The 13,450-nt window shown below is 57.8% G+C and carries 11 protein-coding genes; 9 read left to right on the forward strand and 2 right to left on the reverse strand.

Going from position 1 to position 13,450, the window contains the following annotated elements; genetic code table 11:
- Positions 1 to 45 precede the first annotated feature (45 nt).
- From AB8Z38_RS30515 to AB8Z38_RS30525, 3 genes are all read left to right on the forward strand, one after another.
- Entirely contained in the window at positions 46 to 429 is a 384-nt protein-coding gene (locus tag AB8Z38_RS30515; RefSeq protein WP_369721327.1) for a hypothetical protein, read from the forward strand.
- A complete protein-coding gene (locus AB8Z38_RS30520) occupies positions 401 to 880 on the forward strand; it encodes a hypothetical protein (RefSeq protein WP_369721328.1) in 480 nt (159 codons plus the stop codon). Before AB8Z38_RS30515 ends, AB8Z38_RS30520 begins: the two co-directional genes overlap by 29 nt.
- Before the next feature lie 61 nt (positions 881 to 941).
- Positions 942 to 1,187: a hypothetical protein gene (locus AB8Z38_RS30525; RefSeq protein ID WP_369721329.1), complete on the forward strand. Its 246-nt coding sequence runs from the start codon at positions 942 to 944 to the stop codon at positions 1,185 to 1,187.
- Here the strand turns inward: AB8Z38_RS30525 and AB8Z38_RS30530 are convergent.
- Both AB8Z38_RS30530 and AB8Z38_RS30535 read right to left on the reverse strand, forming a co-directional pair.
- On the reverse strand, positions 1,182 to 1,775 hold the full coding sequence (locus AB8Z38_RS30530) for a hypothetical protein (protein ID WP_369721330.1): 594 nt from the start codon (positions 1,773 to 1,775) through the stop codon (positions 1,182 to 1,184). The genes AB8Z38_RS30525 and AB8Z38_RS30530 overlap by 6 nt on opposite strands.
- Before the next feature lie 131 nt (positions 1,776 to 1,906).
- Positions 1,907 to 2,200 (reverse strand): DUF3892 domain-containing protein, encoded by a 294-nt coding sequence (locus tag AB8Z38_RS30535; RefSeq protein ID WP_369721331.1) that lies wholly within the window; start codon positions 2,198 to 2,200, stop codon positions 1,907 to 1,909.
- Between the two features lie 416 nt (positions 2,201 to 2,616).
- Between AB8Z38_RS30535 and AB8Z38_RS30540 the strand changes: the two genes are divergently transcribed.
- From AB8Z38_RS30540 to pglZ, 6 genes are all read left to right on the forward strand, one after another.
- A complete protein-coding gene (locus AB8Z38_RS30540) occupies positions 2,617 to 3,294 on the forward strand; it encodes a hypothetical protein (protein ID WP_369721332.1) in 678 nt (225 codons plus the stop codon).
- Positions 3,295 to 3,306: 12 nt separating this feature from the next.
- Positions 3,307 to 3,870, forward strand: coding sequence for a hypothetical protein (locus tag AB8Z38_RS30545; protein ID WP_369721333.1), 564 nt, complete (start codon positions 3,307 to 3,309; stop codon positions 3,868 to 3,870).
- Complete coding sequence (gene brxC / locus AB8Z38_RS30550; RefSeq protein ID WP_369721334.1) at positions 3,867 to 7,331, forward strand: BREX system P-loop protein BrxC; 3,465 nt, start codon at positions 3,867 to 3,869, stop codon at positions 7,329 to 7,331. The genes AB8Z38_RS30545 and brxC overlap by 4 nt, the downstream gene beginning before the upstream one ends.
- Before the next feature lie 8 nt (positions 7,332 to 7,339).
- The gene (locus tag AB8Z38_RS30555) at positions 7,340 to 11,002 is read left to right on the forward strand and encodes an SAM-dependent methyltransferase (RefSeq protein ID WP_369721335.1); all 3,663 of its coding nucleotides are present in this window, start codon (positions 7,340 to 7,342) and stop codon (positions 11,000 to 11,002) included.
- Positions 10,999 to 11,529: a hypothetical protein gene (locus AB8Z38_RS30560; RefSeq protein WP_369721336.1), complete on the forward strand. Its 531-nt coding sequence runs from the start codon at positions 10,999 to 11,001 to the stop codon at positions 11,527 to 11,529. Before AB8Z38_RS30555 ends, AB8Z38_RS30560 begins: the two co-directional genes overlap by 4 nt.
- 202 nt (positions 11,530 to 11,731) lie before the next feature.
- Positions 11,732 to 13,354, forward strand: a complete 1,623-nt coding sequence (pglZ, locus tag AB8Z38_RS30565; protein ID WP_369721337.1) for a BREX-1 system phosphatase PglZ type B — start codon at positions 11,732 to 11,734, stop codon at positions 13,352 to 13,354.
- Positions 13,355 to 13,450 lie beyond the last annotated feature (96 nt).

Consider the following 13,450-nt stretch of genomic DNA (forward strand, 5'->3'; position numbering starts at 1 on the left):
TGAAGACGCGGAATTCCGCTAGAGTACTTGGTAAGGATCAACAACTTGTCGTATGCTGATGGCATGGATGACCAACTCGTCATAACGATTGAATATGAGACCGCCCCGAGAGCAGACGACCTTGGCGAATTGTTCGTTGCGCTGGCGCGCGACTACAAAGACATGACCAAAGGGCGTGTGCTGGTCGTCTCCAGCATCCATCAAGGATCGATCTGGGCGACTCTTACCGATTGGGCTCTTGTAGCAGTGCCTTACCTGAAAGACGCCGTCGAGATCGCAAAGGGCACCAAGGCGCTCGCCGACTTTGGCAAGCTGTTGAAGGAGCAGATCAACGGAGCAAAGTCCCCGCAGGCCAAGAAAGGTCAGCCGCGCCAGCGCAAGAAAAAATGGCCATCGATCCGTGGAAGCCATTGTCAAAATCGCCGCTGAAAAAGGCCGCGCCGTACGTGTGAAGCATACCAGCGCGACCGGCGAAACGCTGGAAGTAGAAATGACCGGAGAGACAGCGATCTGGATACGCGAAGAAGCGCTGTCGCGTTCGGCTGCGCCCAGCGAGGATATTCAGGCAGACCGATCGCCGCGCGCACTGGGTGCGCGGTCGGATGAGAATATCAAGCGTCTTCTGCGCGCGGGAGAGGAGGACGTGCATAAAGCGATTGAGCAATTGTACAGTCCCACGGCAGCAGATTTGTCCCTCTCCGAGGCGCAGGCCGTGATCGACGTGGTTGTCGCCGTGCTGCAAGCAGCAGACCTTGACTACGTTCTTCCGCAGATCGCCACTGATCTTTTCAACAAAGGTCTTTTCACGCTGGCATCCGCTCTAACGGAAAAACTGCATCGGTCCCACAGGAATCAGGAGCCGCCGCTGACGAGCACTTAAGCCTGCCATCGGCATGCATACAGTTGCATGCGGCGAAGTGCGGTCGTGATAAATTAGAAAGATGGTCGAAGACGTTCAAGGACCTTCGAAGGATTTCAAAATCGCATCTACGGCTGCGCAGCCGGTCCTTGTGCCGATCGATCCCGATCTCGTCGGATGGTTTCGCAGTCAAGGCGACCTAGTCCGCGAAATCAACAATCTCTGCCGCTTCTACATGGATACGGGCCTGTCCAGAGAATTAGCATGTGATCCGGACGCTTTCGAGAAAAGCCTTGCGGTCCAACCGTCAGAAAATCCTGGCTTATAAAATTCTGTACGCTTCACTTTCCCGCCACGGCCAGCACAGTACTGAGAATGGGGGGAACAACGGGGCCAGCAGCGCCGCAACGGTCTTGTATGACCGCAGGTCATGCAGACGCAGGCCGGACTTCTTCTCCCACTCTTCCAGAGTCTGTTCGTTCGGGGTCTGCGTCCCGCCGCGGATCGCCCGATAGGCGAGGCCGCGAATCCGCCGCGACAGAATGAGTGAAGCGGGTATGTAGTATGAGCAGAGGATGAAAACATATTGCAGCCCGTAATAGGCTGAGATGCTGTGGACGAGCCTGCCGTAGCGTTTGGCTGCATCGTCTGCCAGCAGAAAGGACGGGAACGTCATCCACGAGATGGTCAGGATGACAATGGTCAGCAGAAGCAGGGCGCTCAGGTAAAGATACGCCTTCACGCGCCGGACCTGCACACTCAGGATATGGACTTCGACATCATAGGCCACATGGCCGCCCGCGGGAATCGGTGACGGATAAGCCGGGACCAAGTTGTCTGTGATATCGCGCTGCCGGAAGCTCTGACCGTGCACGGCGACGTTGAGATGTTGGGCAAAGCTCCGTGTCGCCGACATGCTGCAGCGCCGACAGCCAGATGCCCAGAAGCCAGACCGGCTTGGGGACCGCCCCAAATTTGATTGAGCTCAGTGTTGGTCCGAGCTCAATCCTTAATCCGCAAACGGGATGGTTAGGCTGAGAGGGCGCGTTATGCCGCCGCGCGGACGGGGCACTGGTTGAGACTCAGAAGGTTGTCCCTCGTCGTATCATCCGGTGCCGTCCGGATATATTTGACCCCGTGAAGGATGTAGGTCCTCACGGGCACCTCGTAGAGGCCGACCTTAACGTGGAAGCTGTATTTGCCGCTGTCGATCATGTCAGCGACCTGCTCTCGCGTGTGATACCAAAACCCTCCCTTCGGGTTGACACCACCGACGTGGGTAATGTGCTCCCGAGGGCTATGCGGGTGCGGTTTCGTGATACACGTGACTTGATTGGTCATAACCAGGGACTCCTGAAGAGGCGGCACATAGCTATTGCCGCATGAAGGGAACCGGGTTGACCTTGGCCGCGAACGGGATATTAGTCCGTTGTTGAGAAGCCTTATCCGCTCCCGGCTCCCGGGTGCGCGAAACGGAACCTTAGGAGCCGCTTAGCCTGGCAGGGCTGGCGGCTTCTTCCGTTTCCGGGTCCCAACTACTTTCTGCCTGCTCAAAATCTCCGTCAAGGCACGGGGTTCAATCCGCCGGCAAGTTTGCCGGCGGATTGTTGTTGTATCATTTGACGAGAGACCCCGTTTGGAGCAACCTTAATACGAGGGTTTTCCAAGTGAAATTCGCATTTTCCAACGACAAGCAGGAACCGCCCGGGTCGCTCGGGTTCCGCAGTGGTGCCCGCGGGACCCACTCAAGCCGTACAATGATGCTCGATGAACTGGCGTTGCTGTTCGCCCAGCGGGCCTTCCCTAATGACATCAAGAAAGCTGTCCTCGAAGAAAATATACTCGGAAAATCAACTGCTTCAGGAAGAAGTCTGAGCTTGCAGCGGTTGACCGAGCTCTATTGCTTCGACAACTCGGTTCCGATGTTCAGGGTGTTCACAGCGCTATGCCGGCGAGATCCAGCGGCTCTACCCCAGCTTGCTCTTCTAATGGCAGTTGCCCGCGACCCTCTTCTTCGAGCGAGCGCTAGGCCGGTGCTCGGGCTCGCTTCCGGGTCGCAGCTTATGCGGGACGTACCCCGTAACGCCATCGCTTCGGTGGTGGGCGATCGCATGAACGAGGCGGTCCTGGATAAGGTCGTCCGCAACACATCGAGTAGCTGGACCAAAACAGGCCATCTCGTTGGGCGAACGCTGAAGCGCCGCGCTCACGTTCGTGCAAACCAAACGGCCTTTGCTTTTGCACTCTGGCTTGCCCACAAAGCTGGCTTTGGTGGTGTGGAGCTTTTCGATAATGGCTGGGTCGCCGCGCTTGACCTTGACTCGAGCTCTGCGCGCGCGCTGGCGGAGCGAGCGCATGTAGCTGGTCTGATGAACTTCCGCAAAATTGGCGATGCCGTCGAACTGGATCTTTCTCCCTTGGATCGGATGACCTGAAGGTTGGGTGGCATGTCGAAAATCGATCAGCTTGCAGCCGTGTTCAGAGATCATGTCGGAGTGGGTTGGCCCAGCAGTAGCTCAGGTGCACAGCGCGTGATTATGATCGTGTACGACCCGAATGAGGAGCGTGCGCTCAGAAAGAAAATGGGTCTCTTTGCCCAAGCTGCCCAGTCCCAACAACACGCTTGGCACAGCGTTGACTTGACCACGGCCTTCGCAGACTGGCTCGGAGCGCATCGATATCGCGAAAGCTATTTCGACGAGCCGGAAATGTTGGCGGCAGGCGCAAATGAGCGCTTCACCGACTATGCCGCCGGCATCGTTCTGCGAGCGCTGGAAAGGCCCCAGCATACGCCTCGCGAACTGGTCGGCTTAATCGGTGCTGCCTCCGTGTTCGGCGCGGTCTCATTGTCCGATATTCTTGCGCGAGTGGAATACGCAATCAAAGGCCGCCTTGTAGTTTTTTTTCCTGGGCGAACGCGCGACGGACGATATCGCCTACTCGATGCACGAGACGGTTGGGATTATCACGCTGTCGCCATCCAAGTCGAAAGCAGCGGAGTACGCCAATGACGGTTATCGCAGACCTTCTCGATCGGGATCCGCGCGACAATCGGCTCATCAATAACGGCCAAGCCCGCCTCATTGGCACGGATGAAGAAGCCCGTGGCGAGTTGCGCATCTTTGTCTGCGAAGGCCGTTACGCGGACGGCTTCTCGCGGATTATCGAAAACTTCTGCCGCGACATCGGCAAATCAAGCCAGCAGGCTGCTTGGGTTAGCGGTTTTTATGGTAGCGGAAAATCCCATCTACTAAAGATGCTTGGCTACCTCTGGTCAAATGAGCCTTTTAGCGATGGGATGAGCCCTCGCGCACTCGTCGAGGAAATGCCCGAGTCCGTGCGCGCAGCGCTTCGAGAGTTAGACACACAAGGCGCTCGCGCCGGCGGATTATTCGCTGCCGGTGGCTCCATGCCCAGCGGCCAGGCCGAACGGCCTCGTCACTCAGTGTTGTCGATCGTGCTTCGGGCCGCCAAACTTCCCGCCGACTTCGGTAAGGCGTCCTTCTGCTTGTGGCTAGAAGACAAGGGCATTCTCGACGAAGTGAAAGCGGCGGTCTTGGCCGCGGGGAGCACGTTCGACGAAGAGATTGACGAGCTCTATATGAGCCCCATAATCCCCGAGGCAATTGCTGCCCAGTATCCGGGAGAATCCTCTAAAGAAGTTCGCGAACGTATCCGTACGCAATATAAAACGCCCGATATGGACATCGACCGACCCCAGTTCGTTTCGATGTTGAAGCGGGTGCTTAAGCGTGAGGGTAAAAACGGAAAATCGCCACTCACGCTGATCCTCCTCGACGAGGTTCAGATCTATATTGGCGATAGTCAAGATCGCGCCGGAGCAATCGCAGAAATCGCGGAGACACTCGCAAAGGAATTCGATAGCAGCGTCATGCTGGTGGGCGCGGGACAGAGCGCGCTGCAGGGCACATCCCAATCCAATCCTCAATTGGTCCGTCTTTTGGATCGATTCACGATCCGCGTGCAGCTTGACGATAATGATGTTGAGACGGTCACCCGAAAGGTCTTGCTGCGCAAGAAGGCCGACGCACGACCGCTCATCGAACATTGCCTCGATGCTAACGAGGGCGCAATTTCGCGCCAGCTTGCAGAGACAAAGATTGCGGTGCGCGCAAGCGATCGAACAATACGCGTCGACGACTATCCTTTGTTACCCGTACGCCGTCGCTTTTGGGACATGTGCTTCCGTGCCGCCGATCTTCAGGGAACGCAAAGCCAGTTGCGTTCTCAGTTGCGAATTCTTCACGATGCGCTCGCTGAAAACGCCGAGAAGCCACTCGGCGCAGTCGTGCCTGCGGACGTGCTCTATGAGGCATTGAAGGCGGCGCTCGTGCAGTCGGGCGCGCTGCCGCGCGATGCCTATGACCGGATCGAACCGCTGGCCGGTGTTTATGGCGCCGATGGCGTTTTGGCGAAGCGGCTGGCCGGCCTCGCCTTTCTGATTTCCCGGTTGCCGACAGAAGCCGGCGCCGATATCGGGGTGCGTGCCACGCCCGACCATCTCGCTGATCTATTGGTCGACGATCTGACGATTGACCAAGGGGCGTTCCGATCTCGCATACGTGCGCTCGTCGACCGAATGGTCGAGGACGGGAACCTGGTGCGCATCGGAGAAGAAGTGCGCATTCAAACAACCGAAGGGCGAGCGTGGCAACAGGAATTCCAGAAATTCCGCAGCCACTATGGCAATGACGTGTCGGCCATCGCTGACGCGCGCGATAAGCTAGTGGAGGAAGCGCTGGCGGTCGTGTTGCGGCAGGTGTCGTCGGTGCACGGTGACGCCAAAGTACCTCGCAAATTGGTGCCCCATCGTGGCGACCGCACCCCGGAGAAGGATGGTCGCAACATTCCGCTTTGGATCCGCGATGGATGGCGAACCAGTGCAAAGGAAGCGCGCGAGACAGCGCGAACCCTGGGTTCTACGGACGGCATCGTCCATGTGTTTATCGACAAGCCTTCCAATAATGACCTGAAGGATGTGATCGTAGATTTGCTCGCAGCAAAGGCGACGCTCGACAAACGGGGTCTCGGGCATGGTTCATCGGGTGGAGAAGCTCGGCGCGGCATGGAAACGCGCCAGCGCGTTGCGCAGGAGCATTCGGTCGATATCGCGGAAAAGCTCGTGGGCGATTCCGTGGTGTTACTTGGCGGTGGGGCAACCGAGCCTCAGGCGACACTTTCAGCTCGGTTGGAAGCCGCGGTTGAAATTGCGCGGAAACGTCTGTTCCCGCAGTTTAAGGACGCCGATCGGCTGGCAGCCGAATGGGAAAAGGCGTTGAAGACCGCTCGCGAGGGAGGCGAGCATCCTTTCTCGGCAGTCGGTCACATGGCGGAGGTCGATACTCATCCCGTCGGACGCGCCGTTCTCGGCATCATCGGTGCGGGCAAGGCCGGGCGCGAGGTACGCCAGCATTTCGAGCGTGATCCGTACGGCTGGCCGAAGGACGCGGTCGATGCCGCACTGGTCGCGCTCGTGCGCGCGAACAAGCTTACCGTCATCTTGAACGGCGAGCCGGCAGCAGCGTCCGCCTTGGACGGTACGGCAATCGGGAAAGCAACGTTCCGGCGGGAGGATATCGCAATTTCGGCGCGCGACAAGATCGCTCTTGCCAGTTTGCTTCAGACGCTCGTCGGGTCGATCCCCAATCGTGACGATCTCGCTGACCCTGCGCGTGAGTTCCTGCGCAGGTTGCGATCGCTTGGCGGAAGCGCAGGCGGTGAGGCGCCGTTGCCGGCCGCGCCGCAGCTGTTGCTTGAAGACGAGGCGCAAGCGCTTGCCGGCAACGCGCTGCTGCGGCTTCTTCTCGATCGCAAATCGGAGATCGAGCAGGCGATCGAATCGTGGACGGCACGCGCCAAGCTCAAGACCGAGCGAATGTTGCGATGGCGGACAGCGGAACGGCTCGCTCGTCATGCAGAGCCTTTCCCCGAAGCGGCCACGGACCTGATCGAGCTCAAAAGCATCCGTGAAGGACGCCAGCTTCTGGAGTCATCCGATCCATTGCCGGCACCGATACACCGCTTGCGCGAGTTTCTGACGAAGCGTCTCACGGCTGCGCATCGGGAGCTCACCGATGCGGTGCGTGGTGCACTCGACACGCTTAACGCCAATCCCGTCTGGGCCGGGCTTGAGCTTGCGAAGAAAGAAGCGATTCTGGCGGAGGTCGGGCTGAAGCTTCCTACACAGCCAGATGTTTCAGACGATGAACGGTTGGCTGAAAGTCTTGATCGCCGTCCGCTCGGCCAATGGGAGGCAGAGATACGGGGCGTATCTGATCTGCAAGTCGGTGCGGCGCAAAAGGCCGCGCAGTTATCCGCACCGCAAACACACCGCGCGACGATCGAGCGGGGCACGATCGTTCGCAACAAGGACGAAGTCAACGCTTGGCTTGACCGCCAGCGCACTACGCTCGTAGCCGCCGTCGAGCGCGGTCCTGTTGTAATTTCGTGAGATAAGCAATGGCCATTGCCCTCGATCGTGCTGCACGGTCAATTCTCAGAACTGCAATTACCGGAAATGCAGGTTCCCGCCGCGTTGCCGAGGATGGGGCGCGAAAGTCGTTAACTGAACTCGGACTTGAGGAAGCAAAACGGCCGACGGGGCTTTCCTCGGCACAAACTGAATTGCGGAACCGATTGCGTGCCCATGCGCGGTCACTCGGCGATATCATGGTGCCAGACGGTTCCATCAAAGCCAAGCGTTTGGTGGGCGAGATAGCGTACGAGCACTGGCATCGGGCGCTGTTTGCCCGCTTTCTGGCAGAGAATGGTCTTCTTGTAGATCCCGACCACAAAATCGCGATCTCATTGGACGAGTTAGAACAGATCGCCAAAGAAGAAGGAAAGGATCCAATCGAGCTCGCTGCCGATTGGGCCGAACCAATGCTGCCGCAGATCTTCCGCAGAGATGATCCCGTGTTGGCACTTTCGCTCCCGCCGGAGACTAAAGCGGGCATTCTGGAGATAATAAGAAGACTACCGCGCGCCGTCTTTCTAGCTGACGACTCGCTTGGTTGGGCTTATCAGTTTTGGCAAGCGGACAATAAGGAGCAGATTAACAAATCCGAAGTGAAGATCGGCGCTGACGAGCTCCCAGCAGTAACGCAGCTCTTTACCGAGGATTATATGGTCCTCTTTCTGCTCGAGAATACTCTGGGCGCATGGTGGGCTGCAAAACGGCTCGCGGCCGAACCAGCTCTGGCGGCAGAAGCTAACTCGGAAGATGAGCTGCGCGATAGAACTAGTCCCGCGGGTTATCGCTGGACTTATCTACGATTTTTGCGAGAGCCACAGGACGGCGAGCCGCCGGACGCGGCAACCGGGCCGTGGTGTCCGGCAGCAGGAGCCTTCTTAGGTTGGGAGCGCGAAGCGAAAGACATTGCTTTCCTTGATCCGTGTATGGGATCGGGGCATTTCTTAGTATTCGCTTTGCCAATCCTAGCGGCGCTCCGACGTGCAGAGGAGGGCCTGGACGAACGCGCGGCCATAAGGGCGGTACTTGCCGAGAACCTTTATGGCTTAGAGATTGACCCTCGTTGCACCCAAATTGCCGCTTTTACCCTTGCTCTCACAAGTTGGAAACGTCTCGGCGCGCCAGAGCCTCTGCCTAGCCTCAGCATTGCTTGTTCTGGCCTTTCGATTGGTTTCGGCAGAGAAGAGTTTCTGAAGCTCGCAGACAGGATTGCGGATGCGGAGGGCTGGGGTGGACACAAGACAGTTCTAGACGCGGGGCGCAGTCCGCTTGGCGAACGTGCTGCAACGCGCATACGCGGCGGCCTTGAGCGGATCTATGATTTATTCAAGAAGGCGCCTTATCTCGGATCTCTCATCGATCCACGAAAAGCTGTGACCGGTGGCGATCACGGATACGGATCGCTTATGGAGGAACGATACGACGTTCTCGCCGATCACTTGCACAAGGCACTCGACAAAAATGGCGAACCTGCAGAAACGAGAGAAACTACAGTGACTGCCGAAGGGTTAGCTAAGGCCGCCGAGATTATGGCGCGTAGATATACCCTAGTGGCAACGAACGTTCCGTATCTCGGCAATGGCGATATGGATCTGGAACTAAAAACGTTTGTTGAAGAGAATTACAAGCGAGCAAAATCGGACCTGTCGACCGTTTTCATTGATAGGGCACGTCAGCTTGTGGCGCCTTCGGGAGCATTAGCAGTTGTATTCCCTCAAAACTGCCTCTTCTTGCCGACGTACAAAAGCTTCCGGCTCAATCTGCTTGACGAAGTCAAGCTTGAATACGTTGTAGCACTAGGCGAAGAGGCTTGGGAGACCTTTGCCAAGAGAGGGCCACTTGCGACCCTCGCATGCCTAACCAACCACGCGCCGACGAACAAAGACCGGCATTTCTCGATTGACGCTACTGTTGTACCCGAAATTGAGCAAAAGATTGCTCGCCTAAAAGAATGCCAGGTAACTGTTATCGATCAGGAAGCGCAGCGAAATAATCCCGATCACCGAATCCTTACTGAAACTATCTTAAAGCAGGATTTGCTTGAGGCAAAAGCAGTATCATTAGCTGGTATTCTGAACGGCGATAGTGACAAGTTCACGAGACTGTTTTGGGAATTTCCGAGAAAGAGCTCGGATTGGGCTTTCTTGCAAACATCTCCGTCGGCGGACAGCGGATGCCGCGGCCTTATTGGACTAATCTATTTTGATGAGCAGCATGGCCATTTGCGTGAAGACGCAACAGTAAGAAAAGAGAGATTGCACAATTCGGATCAGCGCGGAAATTTCGCTTGGCACAAACGAGGTATAGCGGTTGGCCAGATGCGAGATTTGCCAATCGCAGACTATTTTGGCGAAAAATTCGATTCGAATGTTGCAGTCATCGTACCGAAGTTAGATAAGGATTTTCCCGCAATCTACGAATACTGTCACTCGCCAGACTTTCGCGAAGATGCTCGTCGTCTCGAAAAAAGAAAAAATATAACGAATGCAACCTTTGGAAAGACTGCGTTCAATTACGAACATTGGCAAAGAATTGCAGTTGAGAACCATCCTGGCGGACTACCAAAGCCTTATTCAAATGACCCAACGCAATGGTTGTTTGAAGGACACCCTCGCGGGAGCCGTAACCCAAACGCCTCTTTACCCGAATCTTTCGATCACGGCGCCGTAACTTCAGGTGGTCCGCGACCGGGAATGGCTGAGCACCCGCTGCAAGTCGCAGTGCTGCGACTGCTCGGCTATCGATGGCCGCGTCAGACAAACTCGAGCTTCATGGATTGCCCTGCTATTTCGGAACCAGATGAGGCGGGCCGGTCTACTCTAATTGCTAATGACGGAATCGTCTCGCTCTCGGCGACCGCGGACCAGCCCGATGCGACAACTCGATTACGGGAGCTCATCCGTTTGATCTGGGGAGCGGATTATGTCGACGGAACAATCCGCCAGCTTCTCGCTGTCGAAGATGCAAAAGCCAATGACCTCTCGACCTGGCTTGCGGATGAGTTCTTCGAGGGACATTGCAAGCTTTTTCACCAGACTCCCTTTATCTGGCAGGTTTGGGACGGGGTGCGCGGCGGATTTTCTGCGCTGATAAATTATCATCAACTCAGCGGACAAGGTGACGCAGGCCGCCGTCTGCTCGAAAAGCTGCGAGACACCTATCTAGGGGACTGGCTCGCTGCGCAGCGTCGCGCTCTTGCCGCCGGAGAAGCAGGCACTGAGGAGCGGCTGACTGCCGCTGAGCATCTCCGGAGCGAGCTCACAAGGATCATCGAAGGTGAGCCACCCTATGACATTTTCGTTCGTTGGAAGCCGCTTTACCGCCAACCCATTGGCTGGGAGCCGGACATCGAGGACGGCGTCCGCCTTAACATACGGCCTTTCTTAATCGCTCGGACCAAAAATCCGCGCGGGCGGGACGCTTGTATTCTACGCATCACCCCGAGGGTGAAGAAGTATGCCGGTGCAGACAGAGGTGTCGAACCTCTCCGAAAGAAAGAGGAGTTTCCCTGGTTCTGGGCCGAAGATGCCGACGTGGCGAAGGTCGATTTCGCCGGGGGCCCAGAATTCAAGGGGCGCCGTTACAATGATTTCCATTTTAGCCGCGCGTTCAAGCAGCGGGCTCGTGACGCACGAGGCAAGAGGTCATGAGCGACCGGACGCTCATTCATGGCCTTGCTCGCGCCTTGGTTGACGCCTCTCAAACGTTTGAGAGTGGAAAGGAATGGCCAGGGGCGCTACTGTGGCCGGATCCAGAGCGGCAATGGTCTTCGGGCTTCTCTGATCTGCGGCGCCGGCTCGCTTCCCAAAACATCGCGCTTTACGTGCATGGCGAATATTCGCCCGAGGAAGGCATCGGTCCGTCCATCTGGCTTCGGTGCCTGATCGATGCGCCCGATGCGCCAGACTTAAAGGGCGCCATTCCGATGGATACGCTACCGGTAATCCTCTTGCCGGGAGTGTCGTGGCGGAATTTGCGTGAGCCGCTCACTTTGCCCCGCGGCGTCCAGATGCTGGTCGAGATGCAATACCGCGGCGATGTATTTCGTCAGCGCCGACAAGCGCGTGACTGGAACGTAGCGACCTTCCTCCGCGATACAGACCAAGGACTCGGCCTCGAAATGTCGGTGGATGCGCGCACCGACGAAGCCGCCCAGGGGCACTTGTCGCCCTATTAGACCTTGAACTGGACGGTTGGCGCGGACGCCGCATCGGTGCGGACGATTTCGATCGACTGCGCGTCCCTGACGACGTGCGAGACCTTCTCAATTGGATTGCAAACCCCGACACGGCAAAGGCGGCAAAAGACGCAGGCACATGGGCTGCGTTGCGCAACCTGGTCAAACGCGACTACGAAATCGATATCGACGAGAGGGGGCGTTGCAGCAAGCGGCCGATCGCCTGATCCGCCGAACAGGACGATGGGGCCGGGTCTGGAACAGACTGGCCGACTCGCCACAACAGTTCCGCGCCGTCTGCGAGCGCTTGCGTGAAGCAACCGGCCGAAAGCAGACCGACCTGTTCGGCGAGGGCGATCCTGCCACTAACCCGCACGATAACGCCCTCGCGGAAAAGATGTTGGCGCAAGATCTCGGCGCCCTCGCAGATCTTTCGAGCCGCGAAGCGGCCGGGAAGGTTGTATCGCTCGAAGAACATCACAGGCGCCGCCGTGACACACTGTGGGCAAGGTTGGGCGAAGCACCGCTCGCCGCAGCACTTGATCCGCTGGCGCGCCTCGCGGCTGCTACCGATACGAACCTCTCAGGAAGTGACCTCACTGCACTCGCCAGCACGTATGCGGAAGAGGGCTGGCGAGTCGACGCTGCATTGATTGAGACAATTGCCGCAGCGGGAACCCGGGAGGACGTGGTGGCGCGCGCCGCGGGCGTTCTCTACCGGCCGTGGGTGGACGCGCTCGCAAGACGGTTCCGCACAGCATTCGGAGCTGCCGGTGAGGCAGCTCGACCGACTCCACTAGCGATTGAATCGGGGACGCTTGTCCTTTTTGTTGACGGATTGCGCATGGATGTCGGCCATTCGGTCGTCGAAAGATTAGCTAATTCCGGTGTTGATGCTTCGCTGGGCTGGCGGCTCTCGCCGATCCCTAGCGTGACGGCTACTGCAAAGGCGATCGTAACTCCTGTCGGAGATAGTATCGCTGGCCGAGGCAAGGTGGACGCGTTCCTGCCGCTAGAGACCTCGTCGGGGAAACCGGCTACCGCGGACGTTCTACGCAAGGCCATGCTTGCGCGGAGCATTCAGGTCCTTGACCGGGGCGCCATCGTGCCTCCGGAGAAGCCAACATCGATCGGATACGCTGAATGCGGCAACATCGACCATGATGGTCATGGCATGGGTCTACGTCTGGCGAGCCAACTGGTGACAGAGGTTACTCGCATCGTCGAGTACGTTGTAGCCCTAAAGACGGCCGGTTGGCCGCGATTGCGAATTGTTACCGATCATGGCTGGCTACTCATGCCGGGCTGCTTTGAGCCAATCCGGTTGCCACCTTCCGCGGTGATCGCTAAAGGAAGCCGGGCCGCAATTCTCCAAGACGAAGCGGCAGCCGAACTCGCGTTCCTACCCTGGCATTGGGACCGATCGGTTCGAATTGCCATGCCCTCGGGCGCCGAGGCTTTTCGTGCCGGCGAGGTCTATTCACACGGCGGTCTGTCGCCGCAGGAATGTGTCATTCCTGACATCACCGTGCACGGTAGTGAATCGATTCCCTCTAGCGGCGTGCGGATAAGCACGATTAGCTGGCGCCGCCTGCGCTTGACTGTCGAATTTACCAGCGAGTTGGCGGATGTCGCCGTCGAAGTTCGCCGCAAGGAGCGCGATCCGGCGTCTCGCATCGATGTTGCCGCGACGCGCGAAGGGGCTCGCGCACGGCTAACCATATCCGACGAGGTGGAAGAGGGTGATCCTGTTCTCGTCGTTCTTGTCGATCGGCAGGGCATCGTCATCGATGCTCGTGCCACACGTGTTGGAGATCGCGTATGACGTTAGAACTGGATCGGCTCGACCACTTGAGCGCAAAAGCCTTCGAGGGTTTTGTCGTCCGAAAGGACCTCGTCCGGCGCTACGCCAAAGCCTATC

The sequence above is a fragment of the Bradyrhizobium sp. LLZ17 genome (genome assembly GCF_041200145.1).
Classification (GTDB): domain Bacteria; phylum Pseudomonadota; class Alphaproteobacteria; order Rhizobiales; family Xanthobacteraceae; genus Bradyrhizobium.

Coding starts and splice junctions, on each gene's coding strand:
- AB8Z38_RS30525 (WP_369721329.1), top strand. CDS start 942: ATGGTCGAAGACGTTCAAGGACCTTCGAAGGATTTCAAAATCGCATCT.
- AB8Z38_RS30530 (WP_369721330.1), bottom strand. CDS start 1,775: ATGTCGGCGACACGGAGCTTTGCCCAACATCTCAACGTCGCCGTGCAC.
- AB8Z38_RS30535 (WP_369721331.1), bottom strand. CDS start 2,200: ATGACCAATCAAGTCACGTGTATCACGAAACCGCACCCGCATAGCCCT.
- AB8Z38_RS30540 (WP_369721332.1), top strand. CDS start 2,617: ATGATGCTCGATGAACTGGCGTTGCTGTTCGCCCAGCGGGCCTTCCCT.
- AB8Z38_RS30545 (WP_369721333.1), top strand. CDS start 3,307: ATGTCGAAAATCGATCAGCTTGCAGCCGTGTTCAGAGATCATGTCGGA.
- brxC (WP_369721334.1), top strand. CDS start 3,867: ATGACGGTTATCGCAGACCTTCTCGATCGGGATCCGCGCGACAATCGG.
- AB8Z38_RS30555 (WP_369721335.1), top strand. CDS start 7,340: ATGGCCATTGCCCTCGATCGTGCTGCACGGTCAATTCTCAGAACTGCA.
- AB8Z38_RS30560 (WP_369721336.1), top strand. CDS start 10,999: ATGAGCGACCGGACGCTCATTCATGGCCTTGCTCGCGCCTTGGTTGAC.